The sequence below is a fragment of the Mesorhizobium waitakense genome, from assembly GCF_056431085.1.
On the sequence record NZ_JBWKME010000031.1, the window covers coordinates 14,748 to 35,911 of the forward strand.

Consider the following 21,164-nt stretch of genomic DNA (forward strand, 5'->3'; position numbering starts at 1 on the left):
CTTCTGATTGATGACTGCAGACAAGTGACTGGACGAATTCGATGAAGCACTTTTTCAATCGCAGGGAAACGATCGTCACCGAGGCGCTGGACGGCCTCTTGCGGACCATTGGCGCAGGCGACCTCGCGCGGCTCGACGGCTATCCCGAGATCAAGGTCGTCCTGCGCGCCGACTGGGACAAGACCAACGTCAGCGTCGTCTCCGGCGGCGGCGCCGGGCACGAGCCGTCACATGCCGGCTTCGTCGGCAAGGGCATGCTGACGGCGGCGGTTTCGGGCGAGATCTTTGCGTCGCCAAGCGTCGAAGCGGTGCTGGCGGCCATTCGCGCCGTCACCGGCCCGGCCGGCTGCCTGCTGATCGTCAAGAACTATACCGGCGACCGCCTCAATTTCGGTCTGGCGGCCGAGAAGGCGCGCGCCGAAGGCTTTCGCGTCGAGATGGTGATCGTCGCCGACGATATCGCGCTCCCCGACATTGCCCAGCCGCGCGGCGTTGCCGGCACCTTGTTCGTGCACAAGATATCAGGCCATCTGTCGGAAGCCGGCCACGATTTGGCTGATATCGCGGCGGCCGCGCGAGCCGCGGCGAAGGACATCGTGTCGCTCGGCATGTCCCTGTCGTCCTGCTCGATCCCTGGGCTGCCGCACGAAGATAGATTTGGCGAAAACGATGGCGAGCTCGGCCTTGGCATTCATGGTGAGCCGGGCGTCGAGCGGATCGCCGTGCAAAGCGCCGACAGGCTGGTCGCGATCATGGCGGAGCGGCTTGCGGCACGGCTCGATCCTGCGGCCAGCCATGCCCTGCTGATCAACAATCTCGGTTCGGTGCCGCCGCTCGAAATGTCGCTTGTCGCCAATGCGGTGCTTGCTTCGCCGCTGGCCAAAGCCATCAAGCTGACGATCGGCCCAGGACCACTGATGACGGCGCTCAACATGAACGGCTTCTCGCTGTCATTGATCCGGCTCGACGCCGTGCGCCAAAAAGCCCTGCTGGCGCCGGTTGGTCCGCACGCCTGGATGCCGGCAAAGCCTGTTGTATCGCCCTCTGTCGTGCCCATCGCGAAACCAGCTGCTGAAGGCGCGGCGCGCAAACCCAGCCAGGATGCTCGTACCCGACGGCTTGTCGTCACCGTCTGCGAAAGGCTGATCGCGCTCGAAGGCACTTTGAACGGGCTGGACGCCAAGGCGGGAGACGGCGACACCGGTTCGACGGTGGCGACAGGCGCGCGCAGCGTGCTCGATCGGCTTGATACGCTGCCACTTGCCGATCCTGCGGCCACCCTTGGCGCGGTGGGCGACATTCTGAGCGCGTCCATGGGCGGCTCCAGCGGGGTGCTGCTGTCGATCTTCTTCACCGCGGCAGCGCAGGCCCTGGACGGCGGTGCCAGCGTGGCCAAGGCGCTGCTTGCCGGTCTCGAACGGATGACGTTCTATGGCGGCGCGGAGGTCGGCGACCGCACCATGATCGATGCCCTCGAGCCTGCCCTGAACGCGCTGGACGCCGGCGGCCTGGAGGAAGCGGCAACAGCGGCTCGACGCGGTGCCGAGGCCACGTCCGCCATGGACAGGGCGAAAGCCGGGCGGTCCGCCTATGTCGGCAGCAAGCTGCAGGGCGTGGTCGACCCCGGCGCCTATGCGGTGGCCGAGGCCTTTGCGGCCGCAGCCGCGCTGCTTGCAGTGGCCTGACGCATGCTTCAGTTGCCGAATGAAAATTCTTTCGCTACTGCCGACAAGGTGGGAACCAGGAACTTGGCTGACATGGCGGCGTTGAACCTTTCCAGGCTGATCGTGGCGGCCGCGGATACGATTGCCGCTCACGCCGAGGAGTTGACGGCGTTGGACCAGGCGATCGGCGACGGCGACCATGGGCTGAACATGAAGCGCGGCTTCGAGGCCGTACGCAGCGAGGCCGAGGCGTTTGCTGCCAAGCCGCTGCCCGAGGCACTCAAGGCGATTGGCACCAAGCTGGTGATGACGGTCGGCGGCGCTTCGGGTCCGCTGTTCGGCACCTTGTTCATGGCGCTCGGCAAGGAAATTTCCGCCGCGCCCGATCGCGCCAATCTGACCCTGGCTTTCGGCAAGGCCATCGAAGCCGTGGCGGCGCGGGGCAAATCGCAGGTCGGGCAGAAGACGATGCTCGACGTGCTGCAGCCTGTGCATGAGGCGCTGCTTCAGGGAAAGACGGCGGCGGAGATCGCCGATAGCGCCGACGCGGCCGCCGAAGCGACCGTGCCGATGAAGGCCCTGCGTGGCCGCGCCTCGTTCCTTGGCGACCGCTCGATCGGCCATATGGATGCCGGCGCGCGTTCGACCGCGCTTCTGGTGCGGACAGTGGCCGAAACCGTCGGGGAAAGCGCATGAGCAATGTCGGCATCGTCATCGTTTCGCATTCGCCGCTCGTCGCCGAGGGCACGGCCGACATGGTGCGGCAGATGGTGGGCGCCGAAGTGCCGCTTGCATGGTGCGGCGGAAACGGCCATGGCGGGCTCGGCACCAATGTCGAGGCGATCATGAACGCCATCGACAGGGCCTGGTCGGAAGCCGGCGTCGCCATCCTGGTCGATCTCGGCGGCGCCGAGACCAACAGCGAAATGGCGGTGGAGATGATCGGCGAGCCGCGTGCGCAGAAGATCATCGTCTGCAACGCGCCGATCGTCGAAGGCGCGGTGATGGCGGCGACCGAGGCGTCCGGCGGCGCCTCGCTGCGGGAAGTGGTGGCGACGGCGCACGAATTGTCGCCGTCGTGAACGAACGGGAACTTTAAAGACATGTCCGCAGCCGCCGAAGCGACCGTCCTGATCACCCACGAGGTGGGTCTGCATGCGCGTCCTTCGGTGAAGTTCACCAAGCTGGCCAAGACCTTCGCCGCCGAGGTGGAAATAGCGCTGGCCGCCAACGGGCCATGGTTCGACGCCAAGAGCATCGTGAAGGTGATGGCCACCAAGGCGCCGAAGGGCACGGTGCTGCACATCCGCGCCAGCGGCGATGGCGCCGATGATGCCGTCGACGCGCTGGTCGAACTGGTGCGGCGCGATTTCGACGAAGGCGCGGACCATGTCCGAACCGCTTAGGCTGCAAGGCATTTCGGCCTCGGCCGGTTATGCCGAGGGACCGCTGTTCGACCTCGACCAGATTGCAATTGCCTACGCCTGCAAGGAAAATGCTGCCGACGAGAAGGCTGCGCTCGAGACCGCAATCGACGTTGCGACGGGCCGTCTCGCCGCATTGATCAAAATCGCCGACGGTGACGCCGCCGACATCCTCGAATTTCAGATCGCCATGCTGGAGGACGACGCGTTGAGCGGCCCGGCTTTTGCTGCGATTGCCTCTGGACACCCCGCCGATGCGGCATGGCGACAGGCGCTGGATGTGGAAATCGCCGGCTACGAGACCTCGGATCAAGACTATTTCCGCGCCCGTGCGGCCGACATACGCGACATCAGGGACCAGGTGCTGCGGGCGCTGACCGAGGATGGCGGGGTTCAAGCACCATCCGGCGCCATCCTCTACGGCGAGGACATCGCGCCGACGCGTTTTCTCGAAACCGACTGGAGTGGCGGTGGCGGCATCGCGCTGAAGGCGGGCAGCACGGCGAGCCATGTCGCCATGCTGGCGCGCTCGCGCGGCGTACCGATGGTGGTCGGACTTGGGGTTGTGGATCTTGGGCCGGCCGGCCTTGGCGCTTCGGCAACCAAATTTGCCGGCATAGCACTGCTCGATGCCGAACATGGCGGCATCGTGCTGTCGCCTTCCAAGGCCGAGATCGACGCCTTTCGCCAATCGTCGTCGTTGTTCTCGGCGCGCCGCGACCGGGCCGGGATTTTTCTGGCGCGGCCGGCGGTGACCAGGACCGGGATAGCGGTGGGGGTGCAGGTCAACATCGCCGACCCGTCCGACGTCGACGGCATCGACATCGCCACCTGCGACGGTGTCGGCCTGATGCGCACCGAATTCCTGTTCGGAAAGACGTTGCCCGATGAGGAAACGCAGTATCGCGCCTATCGAAAGGTGCTGGAATGGGCCGGCGACAAGCCGGTGACGATCCGCACCGTCGATGCCGGCGGCGACAAGCCAGTGCCCGGCTTCACCGTCGAGGAAGGCAATCCGTTCCTCGGCCTGCGCGGCATCAGGCTGTCGCTGGCGCGGCCGGAAGTGTTTCGTGTACAAATCCGGGCACTGCTGCGCGCCGCCGTGCACGGCAGTCTGAAAGTGATGTTCCCGATGATCGCCATTGTGGAGGAATACAGACAGGCAGCGGCGATGTTCGCCGAAGAGCAGGCAAGGCTTGCCTCGGGCGGCATCGCGCAACAGATGCCGCCGCTCGGCATCATGGTCGAAGTGCCGTCGGTGGCGATCGCGCCCGAGGCCTTTACCGAGGTCGCCTTCTTCTCGATCGGCTCCAACGACCTGACCCAATATGTCATGGCGGCGGCCCGCGACAACGCTCTGGTGGCGCACCTCAATTCGGTCCGTCATCCAGCCGTGCTGCGGCTGATCGCTGCGGTGACCGCGTTTGGCCTGCGCGAAGAAATCCCGGTCAGCCTGTGCGGCGACGCCGGCGGTGACCCCGCTGCGATCCCGTCGCTGCTCGAGGCCGGCCTGCGCGATCTGTCCGTCGCTCCGGCGCAACTCGCCATGGCCAAGGCGGCGATCGCGGACGTTTCTATCCAGGCGCGGCCGGCATGATCGACAAGATACCTGAAGCCGGTTCCGAAGAGGCGATCCGCGCCTATAAGACGATCCTGTCGCATGTCATCGACCAGCGACCGTCCGGCATGCGCCAGCGGCTTGCCGATGCGCTTGGCAAGCACCGCAGTTTCGTCACGCAGATTTCCAGCCCGGCCTATTCGATCCCGATTCCGTCAAAGCATTTGCCTTCGATCTTTTCCGTCTGCCATTTCAGCCCGGCCGAGCGTGATCAGTTTCTTGCTGCCTACCATCAGGCACATCCGGGAAAAATGTCTGTCGCGGCAGGCATGCGCAAGACACGGCATGTTTCACTCATCGTGCCCGATTTCGGCGACGACAAGCAGAACGCTGCACTCGATCGGGCAGTGAATGATTTTATCCAGAAGATCACCAGCATCACCGGCAAGGGTGGTTGATCCGTCAGAGCGGTTCAACAAGGCCCATTTCGGGAGGAGACGGCCGTGAAGAAATTTATGAATTCGCTGGACACGGTGCTGACCGAAAGCCTCGACGGCTTCGTTGCCGCCCATGCCGACATCCTGGTGCTTGGCGAGGAACATAAATTCGTCCGCCGCAAGACCTTGCGGCCGGGCAAAGTAGCGCTGATCTCCGGCGGCGGCTCCGGCCACGAGCCGCTGCATGGCGGCTTTGTCGGTCACGGCATGCTCGACGCCGCCTGCCCCGGCCAGGTGTTCACCTCGCCGACGCCGGACCAGATGCTGGCGGCGGCGGAGGCCGTCGACACCGGCGCCGGCTGCCTGTTCATCGTCAAGAATTATGAAGGCGATGTGATGAACTTCGAGATGGCGGCTGAAATGTCGGAAGGCGTCGTGCAAATCGTCACCAATGACGATGTCGCCGTCGAGAATTCGTCCTACACGACCGGCCGGCGCGGCGTCGCCGGCACGCTGGTGGTCGAAAAGATCGTCGGCGCGGCGGCCGAGCATGGCCTGGCGCTGGCGCCGCTGAAGGCGTTGGGCGAACGCGTCAACGCTGCTACCCGCTCGATGGGCGTGGCGCTGACCAGTTGCACCGTGCCGGCCGCCGGCAAGCCGACTTTCGACATCGGCGACGGCGAGATGGAGTTCGGCGTCGGCATCCACGGCGAGCCCGGACGGCGACGCGACACATTGAAAAGCGCCGATGCCATTGCCGAGGAAATCTGTGCCGCGATCCTTGGCGATCTCGGCGACGGAGCCAAGGGCCCGGCGCTGCTGTTCGTCAACGGTTTTGGCGGCACGCCGCTGATGGAGCTCTACCTCATGTACAATAGCGCGCGGCGGATTTTCGAGAAGCATGGCGTGACGGTGACCCGTTCGCTGGTCGGCTCCTATGTCACCTCCCTGGACATGGCCGGCTGCTCGATCACGTTGACCATGCTCGACGCGGAAACGACCGCGTTCTGGGATGCGCCGGTGCATACGGCGGCGCTGCGCTGGGGCATGTAGACTTCCTGCCAGCCGGCGACTGGAACGCGCCCGCCGCCGGCTTCCAGCAGGTATCGTCCCAGAAATAGTCTTCTTCGCGATGCGGGGGCACACGGGCCGTCCGCGCCAGACCGTTGCTTTTCTTCCCCCAAGTAAGGTAAAGACTCCTCGGGCCTTCGGGAGATAGCGTATGCGTTACAATTGGGAGCGGGCTCCGACGAGCTTCGAACGTCACAGAAAAGCCCTGGCGACAGCCATTTTGATCTTCGGTGGCATCGGCCTCATGCTTGTGGCTTTGCCGATCTAGAGCAATCGACTTTGTCAGCGCGGTTGGCCGGTCACCGCAATGAAGCGGCGGTCGCGGCCCTCGAAGCCCTGGCTGAAGCGCTGCACCAGCACCACAATGACGGCCGGCTTGCCGGCCGGGGTGAATTCGTAGGATTCCGAGAGGCTGTAGGAGGTCGGGCAATTCCTCGACCCCGGCACGGTCTTGTCCTCGTGCAAGACCTTGAACGGCTTGCCGTCCTGCCCTTGCAGCGTCAGCCGGAAGCCGAGCGCCTTGCCCGATATGTCGCCTTGCTGTGTGGCGTCGAAACTCGCTGAACAGTCTGTGGTGCTGCTGGCCAGGATCTGGTCGAGCTGGATGGTCGAAATGTCGAGTTGGTCATAGAGCGGCGAAAGCCATTTCTGCGACACCTGCTCGAGGCGGGAAATGTCGTTGTAGGCAACCATCTCATCGGGAAAGGTGAACTTGTCGGAAGCCGTCTGCTCGCCGCGCGATGCGATGGCATGTTTGGCAAGGATGGGCGCCGCCTTAGCGGCGGCCTGTGCCCTTGCCTGTTCGAGGGTCAGCGTCGCCTCCTCGGACTCGTCGACGACGAGGATCGGCTTGCCGCCGACGAAGGCGTCGGTACGGGTGTCTATGATGTCGATCTGCGAATAGCCGGAGTTCGAAGCGCCGGCGTCGAGCGTTCCATATTGCTCGAAGGCGAAATAGTTGCCGTCGGGCGAAAAGCCGATGATGCGCCGTGCCGAGGCATCGCCAGCCCAGGCGACGGACGCGGCCGTCAATGACAGCGCCGCCAGCACGGCCGCTCCAATCCGATATCGCAATTTCATCGCAGCTTGCCCCCAAGCGCCAGATCGATGCCGGCCGCACAATGGCGCACATTTGCGGCCAAGGTTAGAGCGCGCTATCTGGTGGGAAGAAAAACATTCCTGGGGAGGTGTCGGATGACTTCACGCTATCACGAGGTCTATGACGGCTGGAAACGCGATCCGGAAAAGTTCTGGGCGGAGGCGGCCGCCGCCATCGACTGGTATTCGCCCTATGACAAGGTGTTCGATGCCACGGCCGGCGTCTACGGCCGCTGGTTTACCGGCGCCACCTGCAACACCTGCTACAATGCCGTCGACCGTCACGTCGCGGGCGGACGTGCCGAGCAGATCGCGCTGATCCATGACAGCGCCATCACCGGAACGATCAAGAAGTTCACCTATGCCGAGCTCAAGCGCGAGGTGGTCGCGCTGACCTCGGTGCTGAAGAATCGCGGCATCGGCAAGGGCGACCGCGTCATCATCTACATGCCGATGGTGCCGGAGGCCGCCTTCGCCATGCTGGCCTGCGCCCGCATTGGCGCCGTGCATTCGGTCGTCTTCGGCGGCTTTGCCTCGCATGAGCTTGCCACCCGCATCGACGACGCCAAGCCGAAGCTGATCATTTCGGCCTCTTGCGGGCTGGAGCCGGGCCGCGTCGTTGCCTACAAGCCACTGCTCGACCGAGCGATCGAGATTTCCCGCCACAAGCCTGACGGCTGCCTGATCCTGCAGCGCGACCAATTGCGCTGCGATTTGAAGGAGCATTTCGACATCGATTATGCCGATGCCGTCGCCCGCGAACGGGCAGCCGGCGCCAATGTCGACTGCGTTCCGGTGCTTGCCACCGACCCGCTCTACATCATCTACACATCGGGCACGACCGGTCAGCCCAAGGGCATCGTGCGCGACAATGGCGGCCACATGGTCGCGCTGAAATGGACGATGGAAAACGAGTTCGGCGTCAAGCCGGGCGAGGTATTCTGGGCAGCCTCGGACGTCGGCTGGGTGGTCGGCCATTCCTACATCGTCTATGGGCCGCTGTTGCATGGCTGCACCAGCGTGCTGTTCGAAGGCAAGCCGATCGGCACGCCCGATGCCGGCACCTACTGGCGGGTGATAGCAGAGCATGGCGTCGTCGCGCTGTTCACCGCGCCGACCGCGTTTCGGGCCATCAAGGGACAGGATCCGAAGGGCGAGTTCATTCCGAAATACGACCTGTCGAAATTCCGCACGCTGTTCCTGGCCGGCGAGCGCGCCGACCCCGAAACCATCAAATGGGCGGAGCAGAAGCTCAATGTGCCGGTGGTCGACCATTGGTGGCAGACCGAAACCGGCTCGCCGATGACGATCAATCCCGCCGGCCTCGGCCTGTTGCCGGTGAAATATGGCTCGCCCGGCGTGCCTATGCCCGGCTACGACATTCGCGTGCTTGACGATGCCGGCCACGAAGTGCCGCGCGGCACGCTGGGCAATGTGGTGGTCAAGCTGCCGCTGCCGGCCGGCTGCCTGCCGACGTTGTGGCACGCCGATCAACGGTTCCGCCAAGCCTATCTCGACGAGTTCCCCGGCTTCTACAAGACGGCGGATGCCGGCATGGTCGACGAGGATGGCTATCTCTACGTCATGGCCCGTACAGACGACATCATCAATGTCGCCGGCCACCGGTTGTCGACCGGAGCCATGGAGGAAGTGCTTTCCGCCCATCCCGATGTTGCCGAATGCGCCGTCATCGGCATCGCCGATACCATGAAGGGTCAGGTACCGCTTGGCTTCGTGGTGCTCAATGCCGGCGTTTCGCGCGAAACCGGTGCCATCGAAAGCGAAGTGGTCGGCCTGGTGCGCGAACGCATCGGCCCGGTCGCCGCCTTCAAGACGGTGGTGACGATCAAGCGGCTGCCCAAGACACGTTCGGGCAAGATCCTGCGCGGCACCATGCAGAAGATCGCCGACAAGGAAGAATGGACGATGCCGGCAACCATCGACGATCCGCTGATCCTCGATGAGATAACCGTCGCCTTGAGGGAGCGAGGGATCGTGGTTTAGGAAAATCGGCGAGGGAGGCGCGCAATCTTTTGTTGTGCAATGCAGCAATCCACCTTACACCCCTGATCGGGGGGCCATCCGGCGAGGCGGTATGGCTCAGCAGAAGAAAATCACATTTGGCGGCGTCGACATCCTGCGGTTCCTCGCCGCCGTCATGGTCATGGTCTATCACTACGGCTTCTGGGTGTGGGCGTTTCCGGACGGCGTTTCGGCACGCGCCACGGGCGGCATTCCCGCGCAACCGGCGATAGGCGCCTGGGTCGAATCCGGCTGGGTCGGCGTTCAGATCTTCTTCGTCATCAGCGGCTTCGTCATCGCCTTCAGCGCCGAGAGATCGACGCCGCTGCGGTTTTTCGAAGCAAGGGTGAAACGACTGGCGCCGGCGGTCTGGATCTGCGCACCCGTCACCGCGGTCGTGCTTCTGATCGTCGGCCTGAGCTGGCCGACCGATGCCGTCGACAGGCTGGTTCGCACCGGCCTGTTCGTTCCCTACGCACCCTGGGTGGACAGCGTCTACTGGACGCTCGGCATCGAGATCGCCTTCTATGCCATCGTCTGGACCTTGCTGCGGCTTGGCCGCTTCCATCAGATGGAATTGGTGGCCATCGCCATCGGCCTGGTCAGCACGCTTTTCTGGTGCCTCTATTACCCGCTCGGCTGGGCCGACCTTGCCGAGACACGCACGCTCGACCTTTTGCTGGTGCATCACGGCGTTTTCTTCGCGACCGGCGTCATGTTGTGGCTGATACGTTTCAAGGCGGTGACGACGGCTCGCCTTGCCTTCTGCGCCCTGTTCCTGGGCGGCGGCGTGCTGCAGATCGCCAGTTCGATCGACGTTCACATCCTGAAGGTTGGGCAAGAGATGCCGTTCGCGCCGCCGATTCTCATTTTCCTCACCGGGGTCGGACTGATGGCGTGGTCGCTTCGGCTCGACCTCTCCTGGAGCGGCTGGCGCCGGATCGGCCTGATGACCTATCCGCTCTACCTCCTGCATGACGTTGTCGGCGCGGCCCTGCTCGGCGTCCTGGTCCGCGCGGGTCTGCCGCATCTCTTCTCGATGGTGATCGTCGGCGCGACAATGATCGCGGCAAGCTGGCTGGTGGCGACCGAGGCCGAACCACGCATCCGGCTGCTGCTCGACCACACCGTTTTCCGCTATCGGCTCAAGGCGGCGTAGTCGCGACTGATCATCCGCAGGTCTCCGAGGCCCGGCTCGGCAATGCGGCCTTCCAGAGCGGACGGCCAACTGCCACGGGAATCGCCAGACCCGCGAAGCAGGTTGGTTCATGTGCTTCTGGAGGCTGACCTGCTCCTAATGCATCACCCAAAGCGCGCGGCGTCGACCGGCCCTGTTTCAACGCAATGTGCTTTCGAAAGGGCCTACTTGGACAAAGTCAGACCGTTGCCTTTGCCTTGCTGCGCACTTCCGACTTTTCCAGATAGTAGCTCGAGTATTTATCGAAGAACTTCTCGGAGCCGCCGAACGATCCGTATTTGGCCAGCTTCTTCAGATCGACCTTGTTCAGCACCGCCCCGATGATCTTGTTGGCGACATAGGGTTCGGACTCCAGCATCGACCTCACCATCGCGCGGGGCGTGCGCCCCCATTCGGTGACGAGCACAAACCCGTCGACCAGCGGCGCGAATGCCTTGGCATCGACCACCGGTCCGAGCGGCGGCAGATCGACGACGATGTATTCGAAGGTCTCCTTGGCGTTCTCGATGAAGCGCCGCATCCCGGCCGAGGAGAGAAGTTCGCTGGTGTGCGAGAAGTGACCGCGCAGCACGGCCGGGATGATTGCCAGCTTCGTCTGCCGGTCGATCTTGCCGACGGACTGCCAGGCCTGGCCGTTGACCACGGCTTCCATCAAGCCTTGCTCAGCTTCCATGCCGAGACCACGGCTGAGGCCAGGGTTGCGCAGGTCGCCGTCGATCAGCAGCGTCTTGGCGCCGTTGGCGGCAAGCAATCCGGCGAGATTTGCCGCGACCGTCGACTTGCCCTCGCCGGGAAGCACCGAGACGATGCCGATGACGCGGCTGCCTTGCCCTTCCATCACGACGTCGAAGGCGATCTTGGCGCTGCGCAGCGTTTCGGAGAACATCGACGCAGGCGAATCGATGCTCACCCGCATGCGCGCCCGCCTTTCGGCGGACGACAGCGATCTGGCGGTCTTGTCATCCACCTGGGTATCGCCCGGCGTGTCTTCCTTGCTCAGCTTGCCGCCGATCGTCGGCAGATAGCCGAGGAATTTCAGCCCGACACGGTCGCGCACCTCCTCGCCGGTCCTGAAGAAACGTTCGTTGAATTCATTCAGGCCGCCGAAGCCGGCGCCCATCAGCGTGCCAAGCACCAGCGAAAGTCCAATCACGATGATCGTGCGTGGGCTTGACGCGGTGAGCGGCATCGAGGCGTCCGAGATGATGCGGATCTTGCCGACCGGGAAGGATTGCTGCTGCGCGGCTTCCTCGTAGCGGCCGAGGAATGTCTGATAAAGCGTGGTGAGCGCCGTCGCCTGCTGATCGAGTTCCCGCAGCTTGACTTGCGTCTGGTTGTCGACGGAACTCTTGCCTTGCGCAGCCGCGACATTGGCCCTGAGCGCGGTCTCGCGCGCCAGCGCCACTTCATATTCGTTGCGATAGCTTTCGGTCAGCTGCTTCAGTTCGCCGAAGATCTGCGTCGATATGTCGGCCTTCTCCTTGGCAAGCGCCAACGCCTGCGGATGCTGGGCGCCGAAATTCGCCTCGACGTCCTGCAGCCGCTTGGAGACAGTGAGGTAGCGGGTCTTGAGCGCCGCGATGACCGAGCTGCTCGGCTGGTCGCTTGATATGGCGGCATCCTTGAAAGCGTTGTCGGAGCCGCTTTCGACAATCGCCTTGTACTGCTGGTAGCGGGCACTGGCGCGTGCGGTGTCGGCCTGCGCGACGATGAGCTGGGCGTTGAGATCGGACAGTTGCTTGTCGCTCATCAACTGGCCATCGCTGTTGGCGGCCAGGCCATGTTCGGCCCTGAATTTCTCGACCGCGAGCGATGCCGCCTGCGAGCTCTCGCGCAATTCCGTCAACCGGCCCTGCAGCCAGACCGCCGCCCGCTCGGTGGCGTCGAAGCTGGCATCGAGCTGATCGGCAAGATAGGCATCGGCATAGGCTTTGGTGATCGCATGGGCCAGAGCCGGATCCGTCGACTGATAGCCGAGGGCGATGACGTAGCTTCGCCCCGTGCGCTCCGCCCGCACCTCGTTCTGCAGCTTGAGGATCGCGTAGTCGCGACGGGACGTGGCGATCAGCGCATCGCGGGCGGCGGGGTCGAGCTTGCTGATGTCACCGACGCCCGGCATGACAGGGCTTGGGCGAACATACTGGATCAGGCCCCGGATCAGACCGACGCCCCTTGCCAGAGCCGACACGGGCGGATTCAGGAAGGCATCGTTCTGGTCGAGCTTCAGCTTGTCGACGACCACGGCGGCAAGCCGCGTCGAGGTCAGGATCTCGATCTGGCTCAGGATGGCGGAATCGGTCTGCATGGTTGTCGACGCCGCCGAGATGTCGTCGACGATCTTGTTCAAGCCCTCATCGATCAGCACGCTTGAGACCGACTGATATTGGGGCGGCGTGGTCTGCAGATAGAGCAGGCCCAGAAAGAGACCGATGACGGCGCACACGGCAACCACCTTGGCTTGCCGTGCGGCCATGCCAAGCAGCCGCTCGATGTCGATGAAGTCTTCGCCGTCTCCTGCGTCCGAATTCGGCAATGGCATCCTCTTGTCGAGAGGAAAGTTGGCATAATTCATCTTCGGTCCAATTCCAGAGCCTGTTCCATCCCGATGATCGGGATGGAGATCCATCTCAGCGTTTGAGCATGATCTTTTCCGAAAACCGGTGGTCATTTTTCGGGATCATGCCGGGGCTTGCACAGCCGCGAAGATCGGGAGCATTGCGCAATAAAACGCAAACTTCGTGCCAGGCGGCGCGGGAGCTATCGCCCCGCGTCGCCAGCCATCTGTAAATGCTCCCGAAACATGGGCATTATGCGGCTTCTTCCTGGCGTTCATGCGACCGGACGAACTCCTGAAGCATCTCGAAAATCGGGCCCTTCATGTCGTCGCGCGCCAGCGCGAAGGCGATGTTGGCCTGGATGAACCCTTCCTTCGAACCGCAGTCGAACATGCGGCCCTTGAAAGGCTGGGCGAAGAACGCCTGGTCCCGCGACAGCCGGACCATGGCGTCCGTCAACTGGATTTCGTTGCCGGCGCCGCGCTGCTGATTGCCCAGAAGCGCGAAAATCTCGGGCTGCAGGATGTAGCGGCCGTTGATGTAGAAGTTCGACGGCGCGTTGGCCGGCGCCGGCTTTTCGACCATCGCCGTCACCTCGAAGCCGCCGCCGATATCGGCGCCACGGCCGACGATGCCGTATTTGTTGGTCTCGGTCGGATCGCAGCGCTCGACGGCGATGACGTTGCCGCCGGTTTCAGCATAGAGATCGACGATCTCGGCCAGGCATCCGCGGCCACCGAACGACACCATGTCCGGCAACAGCAAGGCGAAGGGCTCGTTGCCGATCACTTCGCGCGCGCACCAGACGGCATGGCCGAGGCCTTGCGGCGATTGCTGGCGGATGAAGCTGGTGGCGCCGGCCACGGGCAGAAGGCTTTCCAGCGATTGCAATTGCGCCTTCTTGCCGGTCTGTTCGAGTGTTCCGATCAATTCCGGATGGAGGTCGAAATAGTCCTCGATCACCGCCTTGTTGCGGCCGGTGACGAACACAATGTGCTCGATGCCCGCCTCGAAGGCCTCGTCCACCGCATATTGCACGACAGGCCTGTCGACGACGGGGAGCATTTCCTTCGGCATCGACTTGGTCGCCGGCAGGAACCTTGTTCCAAGTCCTGCCACCGGTATCACGGCCTTCCTGATTTTCTTCATCGCAAATTCCTTCTGAGGAGATCGACTTCAGTCCATTCACAAGCCACGAAAAACCCCTTCATGTGCCTGCATCTTCACCTCCCCACCCCAACGGCAAACTGCGCCGCTACTCTTCGCAACCGCACGGCGATCGGCATGCCCATATGCCTGACCGCCGCTGGGTCGCTGAGCGCAGTCCGGATCGCCTTGAGCGGGGACCGCGCCTTGATGTGCTGAACCATAGACAGGAACGATGCGGCCTTGCGCAGGCTGCGGCTGCGCCGGGCGAACGCGACTTGCGCGGCCTCGTCCATCGAATGGGTTTGAGCGAACACGGCATCTGCGTTGCGCATCGCTTCGACGTGGTGACGCTCGAGCACGCGGGAGATGGAGCCGCTGCGGATATGATAGGCATATCCGATCGTCGGCTCGACCACGCATTTGCCGCCCTTGGCCAAGGCGTTGGCGAGCAGGATGTAATCTTCGCCGATGCTCAGTTTTTCATCATAGCGAAGCTCGTTTTCGTCCAGGAACGCGCGCTGGAAGATCGGCTTAAGATAGCCGAGATTGAACTTCGATTCGAAAACGACGTTGCCGGCGATGTAGCTGGCCAGCGAGATTTCGCTCAAATCCTCCAGATAGCGTGTTGGAAACATCGCGTCCTCGACGACACCGTCCTCGCGAATGACCTGCAAATTGTCGACGGCGATCTCGGCGCCCGCCTTTTCGGCGCGGGCGATCATGGCCGCGATGCGGTCGGGAAAAACGGCGTCGTCGGAATCGAGAACCGCGATCCATCTGCCGCGGGCGACGTCGAGGCCGGCATTCCTGGCGCCGCCGGGACCGCGATTGCTGGCCAGGGCGACGACGCGAACGATATCTTGCGGATAGGCCCGCGCCACGTCGAGCGTCGCGTCGCGCGACTTGTCGTCGACGACGATGATTTCGACGCTGACGTTTTTCTGCGCGATGGCGCTGGCGATCGCCCGGTCGAGGGTCGCCTCGGCGTTGTAGGCGGCGATGACAAAGCTGACGTCAGGCTGCATGCTTGCCCCCTTCCTGCGGCGAAGGCTGGCCGTAGAGGCGGATTTCGCGGATGCCGACAAGGCCGCTGACGACACCGACATGCATAATGCCGCGCAGCACGCTGCGGTTCCTTCGAACCGGGCTGATGACGACCGGAAGCGCAGAGGCGAAGCAATAGATGGCCTTTGCCGACGCCAGGCCGACCTGCTTGACCAGGCCGATGCCGCGCGCGTTGCGTCCCAGAAGATGCCCGTGCGTCTGTCCGACGCGGAAGCGGCGGCGGCCGAGCCAGTCGAACGCCGCCCTCGAGCGCGGCACCACCTCGTCGACCCAGGCGTCGGGCGAAAAGGCGATGCGGCCGCCCGCTTTGTGCATCTGGTCGAAGAATTCGGTGTCCTCACCGCCGGTCTGGCCGCGTGCCAAGCTGAAGCGGCGGCCACGCAGGCTGTCCGATCCCATGCGGAGCAGAACGTTGCAGGTGTAGCCGGTCTGGATCTCGCCGCGAACCCAGACGGGCAAGGTCGAATGGAAATCGCCGCGCCGCATCCAGTCCGGCGCATCCGGACGATAGCGCGCCCGGACCGGGCCGAGCACGGTGGCTGCACCGCTCGCTTGCGCCGTCGCGACCAGTTCGGCGAGCCAGCGCGGCGTGGCCGTCTCGTCATCATCTATGAAAGCGACGAAATCCGCCGTGCTGGCGTCGAGGCAAGCGTTGCGGGCGATCGAAATGTTGCGCGCCGGGCAATACTGATAGCGGACCGGCACGGTCAATTCCCGCGACAGCGCCGTCACCAGGTCGCGGGCGGTCGGCGTGTCGTCGTTGTCGGCGACGATGATGCTGATATCGAACCCGGCCGGCATCTGCATGGCGTCGAGCGAGCGCAGCGTGTCGGCCAGTTCCGGCCGCCGGAACGTGCAGACGCCGATGTCGATGCTGAGCTTCTTGGCCATCACGCCACCCCGCGCCGCGACCCGAGGCCAAGAAGCTGCAGCCAGAAGCCGATCGACCATCCAAGGTGCATGACCATCGCCGAGACGCCGGCCAGCGCGATGTCGGCATTGCGCTGGCGGATGGCCGTCCACAGGCCGTAACCCTGGCACACCGAGGCCCACAGCAGCAGCGGCACCGCCGCCAGCCAGTGCACGAATGAGAGCGCCGCCAGCAGCACGACCGGAAACACCAGGAGCGGCACCATCTGCCGGACCTTCGGGATGACGCGGTGCTTAAGCACATTCTTGGCGCGGCCGCGACCATAGCCGAGATACTGGAAATAGAGGCCGCTGAGCGAGGTGCGCGGGTAGTAGATCATATGCGTCTTGCCGCTCATCCAGATCTTGTAGCCGGCCTGTCTCAGCCTGTAGTCGAGCTCGGCATCCTCGTTGTGGCTGAACGTCTCGTCATAGCCGCCGACAGAACCGAACGCCGATATCCTAATCAGCGCGTGATGGCCGTGATCGACCCACTCTCCGGCGGAACGGTGCCGGTGCTTGGAGCCGCCGGTGCCGAGCTTGGAATTCTGTGCCGCCGCGGCGGCCTTCTGCACGGTGCTGCTGCCGCTGGTCAGCATCGAAACGACAACCGAATCCGCTCCGGTGGCCAATGCCTCCTCAACCAGCCGGTCGCAATAGTCGTCGGGATAGCCGCCATGCGCATCGATGCGGATGAGATAGTCGGCACCTTCGCCGAAGGTGCCGACGGCGAGATTTATCGCCGCGCTCTGGATGCGCCGTTCGTTGTGAAGCAGGATAACGCGCGGATCCTTGCTTGCGATGTCCTTGACGATAGCCAGCGTGCCGTCGGTGCTGCCGCCGTCGGCGACGATGATCCTGGCGCCAAGCCTTGCCGCGGCGGGGCGCAGTTGATCGAGCAGCACACCGATATGGGCCGCTTCGTTCAGGCACGGAATAACGATCAGGCTGGATGAAGTTTTCTTAGTCTGCGTCATCAGCCTCTGTCCATGTTCAGCCATCCTATGCCAACGCCTCGGCTGCAAACGAACCCGATACGGCGGTCAAGCCGCGCAGCCGCTCGACAAGCGCCCGGCAATCGCTGCGGTCGTAGCTCCAGGTCCGCGGGTTGCGGGCAAGAACATGCGCCTTCAACCCGGCGAAACGATGCTCATCCATCTTGCCAAGCGTCGCTTCGAGCGCCTCGGGCGAAGCCTTCGGCAAGAGAATGCCGATATCCTGTTTGCTGAGGAACCGCCCGGTTTCGGTGTCGCCCATCGAGATCGGCACCGCGCCGAAGCGGCAGCCTTCGTAGAGGCGGTTGGGCAGGAGCCATTCGGAGTTCTGTCCCGCTTCGAAGAAATCGATCGCCCAGGAAAAATGGACGTCGCCATAGATCGACGCCATGTCCTCCGGGTTGCGATAGGGCCCGCCAAACGAGAGCCACGGCTCTGATTCGACGAAGGCATGGAAATCCGGGAATTCGGATAGAGCCGGACGGCCCCGCAGCACGATCTCGAAGCGTCCCTCCATCCGGCGGGAGAAATCGGCCAGCAGTTCGAGCGAGCGGCGGCAGCGCAACGCGCCGAACCAACCGATCCGCCACGGCGGTCCGACGGGACTCGCAACCTCGTCAGGGCTGCCGTGCGTCTCAGGGCTGCCGGGCAGAATCGCGCCTGCCTCGAAATACTTGTTCTCGACCAGTTCGATCGGCGCCGCGACCTGGCCGAACGGCTTGAAGTAATTGGCGATGAAGGCAGGCGAACTGGTCACCAGCAGCTTCACGTCCCTGGCCAGGAAGCGTTCGACGGCGCGCAACGCCTTGCCCAGGACATCTTTGCGAAGCACAAGGCGATGAATGTCGAGGCACTCGTATACGATCGGAACCGATGCACCAAAGGCGGATCTGGCGCGGCGGGCAAGCGCAAGCATTTCCAGGTTGCGCGCAATGATGAGATCGGGCCTGGGCGTGTCGCCAAGCCTGGAGCCGATCGAAACCGCCGCCTTGGCGATCGCCGCGAGCCGCTGGCCGAATCGCCCGTCACGCGTCGCGCCAAGGTCGATCGGCCGCAATCCCTCGATATCCGCAATCGGATTTGTGGTGCGACGGAAGCCGGCCAACGTGACCTCGGCCCCACCTGCCCTGAGCATTGTGATCCTCCGGCGCACGGCCGGATCGGAGACGTCGTGCACAAGGTACAAGACATGCAGCATGAAAACTCGACCGCTGTTGGCCCACCCAAGGAGAACCTAGTACAGCTCTTGCTGCATCGCAACATTTTTGGCGCGACGATCCACCTTTTCTGTTGCACTGCAAAATTATTGCCGTAGTTTGTCGTTGGTGGCGGTGGTGGATTTTTTCGGGGTCGGAAATCCGCACAAAAGTCAGGAATCCTGAATTTGGAAGCCAATGCATTCGATCCGCCGGAAGGCTCCCTGCGCAAATCCGTTGGGCGCGGCGCGGTTGTCACGGCCATGGCGCAATCGGTGCGCGTCGCGACACAGATCATATCCGTCATCGTGCTGTCGCGGCTTTTGTCGCCGCAGGATTTCGGCGTCGTGGCGATGTGCGCGCCGGTGCTGGCCTTCATCGCGCTGTTCCAGGATTTCGGCCTGACCCAGGCGACAATCCAGAAGAGCGGCATCCGGCATGAGGAAGTGAACTACCTCTTCTGGATCAATGTGGCCGTCAGCGCGATTCTGGCCTGCGTGCTCGCAGGTGCCGCCCCTCTGGTCGCCGCTTTCTACGGCGAGCCGCGCGTGGCCGGCCTGGTGGCGGCGTTCGGGCTGCAGATCATGGCCTATGGGCTGGGCGCGCAGCACCTGGCGCTTTTGACGCGCCGCATGCAGTTCGGCCGGCTGGCCGTCATCGACGTCGCCAGCGCCGTCGTGGGGCTCGCCGTATCGATCGCCTGGACTTTCATCGACCGCTCCTATTGGGCACTGTTTGCCGGTACGCTGACCGGTGCCGTGCTGCCGACGCTCTGCTACTGGGCAAGCTCGCGCTGGCGTCCCGGCCTGCCGCGCAAGGTCGCCGGAATCAGCGAATTGATCCATTTCGGCGCCGGCATCACCGGCTTCAACTTCGCCAATTTCTTTGCCCGCAACCTCGACAATGTGCTGATCGGCAAATACTGGGGCGAAGCCCAGCTCGGCCTTTATGACCGCGCCTACAAGCTGCTTTTGTTTCCGCTGAGCCAGATCACCAATCCGTTGTCGAAGGTGATGGTTCCGGCGCTGTCCAGGCTGAAGGACGAGCCGGATCGCTACCGCAGTGCCTATCTGCGCGTCATGCCGCTGATCCTGCTGGTGGCGCTTCCCGGCGTCGCCTTCGCCACCGCGATGTCGGACGTGCTGATCCCCTTCGTGCTCGGCGAGCAATGGCGCGCGAGCGCCGACATTTTCCTGGCGCTCGGCTTTGCCGGGCTGCTGCAGCCGCTCAACAATCCGGCGGGATGGCTTTTCGTCAGCCAGGGCCGCTCCGGCGATTTCATGCGCTGGGGCATCATAACGGCCGTGACGTCGGTGCTGGCCTTCGCGCTCGGCCTGCCCTATGGCGCGCTGGGCGTGGCGATTGCCTATGCGATCAGCGAGTATCTGAGGACGCCGTTCCTGTGGCTCTATGTCGGCAAGAGCGGTCCGCTGCAGGCGCACCACGTGCTGCGTGCGGCAATGCCGTTCGTGCTTGGCGCCCATCTGGCGCTGGCCGCCATCTGGTTCATGAAGCCGGTGCTGCCGCAGCAGCATGTCATTGGCTTGGCCAGCGGCGCCGTTCTCGCCTATCTGATCACCATCGTCGTCGCCTTGGCATTCGCATCCGGCCGCGAAGCCCTGCGCGAGGCCTTGAAGATGCTGCCGGCAAGGCTGCCCGCAGCAGCACCACGCGAGGCGCAATAGTTTGCGCGACCTCGACAGGTGCGGACATTCACTCCAGGACCAGGTCTGACCCTATGCACTACCGATCGATTTCCGACATGAACGACGCCATCGTCAGGGGCCTGCACCGGCTGCCGCGTGACATCGACCTGGTCGTCGGCGTTCCCAGAAGCGGTGTGCTCGCGGCGACGCTGGTGAGCCTGGCGGCAAACATTCCGATGACCGATCTGGACAGCTTCCTGGCCGGGCGGATCTACACGTCGGGCATCACCAAGCGCCGGGCGGCACTCGACCGCAAGGTCTCCGAAATGCGCAAGGTGCTGGTGATCGACGACAGCGTCGCCGGCGGCAACGCCATGCGCGATGCACGCTCGCGCATCGAGACGGCTGGCATCAAGGCCGATTTCACCTTTGCCGCGGTGTTCGGCCTGCAGCCGCAACATCAGGAAACCGATGTCGTCTTCGAGGTCGTGCCGCATCCGCGCATGTTCCAGTGGAACTTCATGCATCACAAATTCCTGGCGCAATGCTGCGTCGACATCGACGGCGTGCTGTGCCTCGATCCGACCGAAGCCGAAAACGACGATGGCCCGGCCTATGAGAAATTCCTCAGCGAGGCGCGGCCTCTGCATGTTGCGACCCACAAGATCGGCTGGCTGGTCACCAGCCGGCTGGAGAAATATCGCGCGCTGACCGAGGCATGGCTCGCCAAACACGAGATCAAATACGACCAGCTGATCATGCTCGATCTGCCGAGCAAGGCGGAGCGGCAGCGGCTTGGCGCGCATGGCAGTTTCAAGGCCGATTTCTACCGCAAATCCGATGCCATCCTGTTCATCGAAAGCGAGCACGAGCAGGCGCTGAGGATCACCGAACTGTCCGGCAAGCCGGTGCTGTGCGTCGAAACGCATATGGTGAGTTTTCCCGACGCGCTGTCGCTGCCGGCACTTGGCCAGGCGGCCCGCAACCTGCCGGCAAGGCTGCGCCAGATCAACTCGCAAGAGGGCCGCAAAAGCGCCGCCAAGACTCTTGCCCGCGCCCTGCTCGGTGCGCGCGGTTACGAGACGCTGAAGAGCCGGGTCAAACGCCCGGCCTGATCCGCACGACGCCACCAGGCTTGCCGCGAGTTGGTTCCTACGCGGCTGGCGCCGCGAGTCTG

The 21,164-nt window shown here is 63.7% G+C and carries 18 protein-coding genes; 11 read left to right on the top strand and 7 right to left on the bottom strand.

Annotated features, from left to right (window positions below; all coding sequences use genetic code 11):
• The first annotated feature begins 41 nt into the window (after window positions 1–41).
• The 7 genes from AC07FD_RS09150 (at window position 42) to dhaK (ending at window position 6,136) form a co-directional block, all read left to right on the top strand.
• Window positions 42–1,685, top strand: a complete 1,644-nt coding sequence (locus AC07FD_RS09150; RefSeq protein ID WP_478349574.1) for a dihydroxyacetone kinase subunit DhaK — start codon at window positions 42–44, stop codon at window positions 1,683–1,685.
• 72 nt (window positions 1,686–1,757) lie between these two features.
• Window positions 1,758–2,360 carry a dihydroxyacetone kinase subunit DhaL gene (dhaL, locus tag AC07FD_RS09155; RefSeq protein ID WP_478349575.1) on the top strand — a complete coding sequence of 201 codons (603 nt, stop codon included), beginning with the start codon at window positions 1,758–1,760 and terminating at the stop codon, window positions 2,358–2,360.
• Window positions 2,357–2,746, top strand: a complete 390-nt coding sequence (dhaM, locus tag AC07FD_RS09160; protein WP_478349576.1) for a dihydroxyacetone kinase phosphoryl donor subunit DhaM — start codon at window positions 2,357–2,359, stop codon at window positions 2,744–2,746. The genes dhaL and dhaM overlap by 4 nt, the downstream gene beginning before the upstream one ends.
• 21 nt (window positions 2,747–2,767) lie before the next feature.
• The gene (locus AC07FD_RS09165) at window positions 2,768–3,070 is read left to right on the top strand and encodes an HPr family phosphocarrier protein (RefSeq protein WP_095082797.1); all 303 of its coding nucleotides are present in this window, start codon (window positions 2,768–2,770) and stop codon (window positions 3,068–3,070) included.
• Window positions 3,054–4,685, top strand: coding sequence for a phosphoenolpyruvate--protein phosphotransferase (gene ptsP, locus AC07FD_RS09170; protein WP_478349577.1), 1,632 nt, complete (start codon window positions 3,054–3,056; stop codon window positions 4,683–4,685). The genes AC07FD_RS09165 and ptsP overlap by 17 nt, the downstream gene beginning before the upstream one ends.
• Window positions 4,682–5,104 (top strand): hypothetical protein, encoded by a 423-nt coding sequence (locus tag AC07FD_RS09175; RefSeq protein WP_457150028.1) that lies wholly within the window; start codon window positions 4,682–4,684, stop codon window positions 5,102–5,104. Before ptsP ends, AC07FD_RS09175 begins: the two co-directional genes overlap by 4 nt.
• Before the next feature lie 45 nt (window positions 5,105–5,149).
• Window positions 5,150–6,136 carry a dihydroxyacetone kinase subunit DhaK gene (gene dhaK, locus AC07FD_RS09180; RefSeq protein WP_477393592.1) on the top strand — a complete coding sequence of 329 codons (987 nt, stop codon included), beginning with the start codon at window positions 5,150–5,152 and terminating at the stop codon, window positions 6,134–6,136.
• 300 nt (window positions 6,137–6,436) lie between these two features.
• Here dhaK and AC07FD_RS09185 read toward each other — a convergent pair whose 3' ends face one another.
• Window positions 6,437–7,234 carry a DUF2259 domain-containing protein gene (locus tag AC07FD_RS09185; RefSeq protein WP_478349578.1) on the bottom strand — a complete coding sequence of 266 codons (798 nt, stop codon included), beginning with the start codon at window positions 7,232–7,234 and terminating at the stop codon, window positions 6,437–6,439.
• A 114-nt stretch (window positions 7,235–7,348) separates the two neighbouring features.
• Between AC07FD_RS09185 and AC07FD_RS09190 the strand changes: the two genes are divergently transcribed.
• Window positions 7,349–9,256: a propionyl-CoA synthetase gene (locus tag AC07FD_RS09190; protein ID WP_478349579.1), complete on the top strand. Its 1,908-nt coding sequence runs from the start codon at window positions 7,349–7,351 to the stop codon at window positions 9,254–9,256.
• A 91-nt stretch (window positions 9,257–9,347) separates the two neighbouring features.
• On the top strand, window positions 9,348–10,433 hold the full coding sequence (locus tag AC07FD_RS09195) for an acyltransferase family protein (RefSeq protein WP_478349580.1): 1,086 nt from the start codon (window positions 9,348–9,350) through the stop codon (window positions 10,431–10,433).
• A 217-nt stretch (window positions 10,434–10,650) separates the two neighbouring features.
• Here the strand turns inward: AC07FD_RS09195 and AC07FD_RS09200 are convergent, their stop codons facing one another.
• The 6 genes from AC07FD_RS09200 to AC07FD_RS09225 form a co-directional block, all read right to left on the bottom strand.
• Window positions 10,651–13,044, bottom strand: a complete 2,394-nt coding sequence (locus AC07FD_RS09200; RefSeq protein WP_478349581.1) for a polysaccharide biosynthesis tyrosine autokinase — start codon at window positions 13,042–13,044, stop codon at window positions 10,651–10,653.
• A 235-nt stretch (window positions 13,045–13,279) separates the two neighbouring features.
• Window positions 13,280–14,176 (bottom strand): UTP--glucose-1-phosphate uridylyltransferase, encoded by an 897-nt coding sequence (locus AC07FD_RS09205; protein WP_379023099.1) that lies wholly within the window; start codon window positions 14,174–14,176, stop codon window positions 13,280–13,282.
• Between the two features lie 74 nt (window positions 14,177–14,250).
• Window positions 14,251–15,201 carry a glycosyltransferase family 2 protein gene (locus AC07FD_RS09210; RefSeq protein WP_478349582.1) on the bottom strand — a complete coding sequence of 317 codons (951 nt, stop codon included), beginning with the start codon at window positions 15,199–15,201 and terminating at the stop codon, window positions 14,251–14,253.
• Window positions 15,191–16,132: a glycosyltransferase family 2 protein gene (locus tag AC07FD_RS09215; protein ID WP_478349583.1), complete on the bottom strand. Its 942-nt coding sequence runs from the start codon at window positions 16,130–16,132 to the stop codon at window positions 15,191–15,193. The genes AC07FD_RS09210 and AC07FD_RS09215 overlap by 11 nt, the downstream gene beginning before the upstream one ends.
• Window positions 16,132–17,127, bottom strand: coding sequence for a glycosyltransferase family 2 protein (locus tag AC07FD_RS09220; RefSeq protein WP_477393605.1), 996 nt, complete (start codon window positions 17,125–17,127; stop codon window positions 16,132–16,134). Before AC07FD_RS09220 ends, AC07FD_RS09215 begins: the two co-directional genes overlap by 1 nt.
• Before the next feature lie 25 nt (window positions 17,128–17,152).
• Entirely contained in the window at window positions 17,153–18,343 is a 1,191-nt protein-coding gene (locus AC07FD_RS09225; protein ID WP_478349584.1) for a glycosyltransferase, read from the bottom strand.
• Between the two features lie 186 nt (window positions 18,344–18,529).
• Here AC07FD_RS09225 and AC07FD_RS09230 point away from each other — a divergent pair, with 186 nt between their 5' ends.
• Together AC07FD_RS09230 and AC07FD_RS09235 are read left to right on the top strand one after the other, a co-directional pair.
• On the top strand, window positions 18,530–20,026 hold the full coding sequence (locus AC07FD_RS09230; protein WP_478349585.1) for a lipopolysaccharide biosynthesis protein: 1,497 nt from the start codon (window positions 18,530–18,532) through the stop codon (window positions 20,024–20,026).
• 53 nt (window positions 20,027–20,079) lie between these two features.
• Entirely contained in the window at window positions 20,080–21,102 is a 1,023-nt protein-coding gene (locus AC07FD_RS09235; protein WP_477412910.1) for a phosphoribosyltransferase, read from the top strand.
• Window positions 21,103–21,164: the final 62 nt, after the last annotated feature.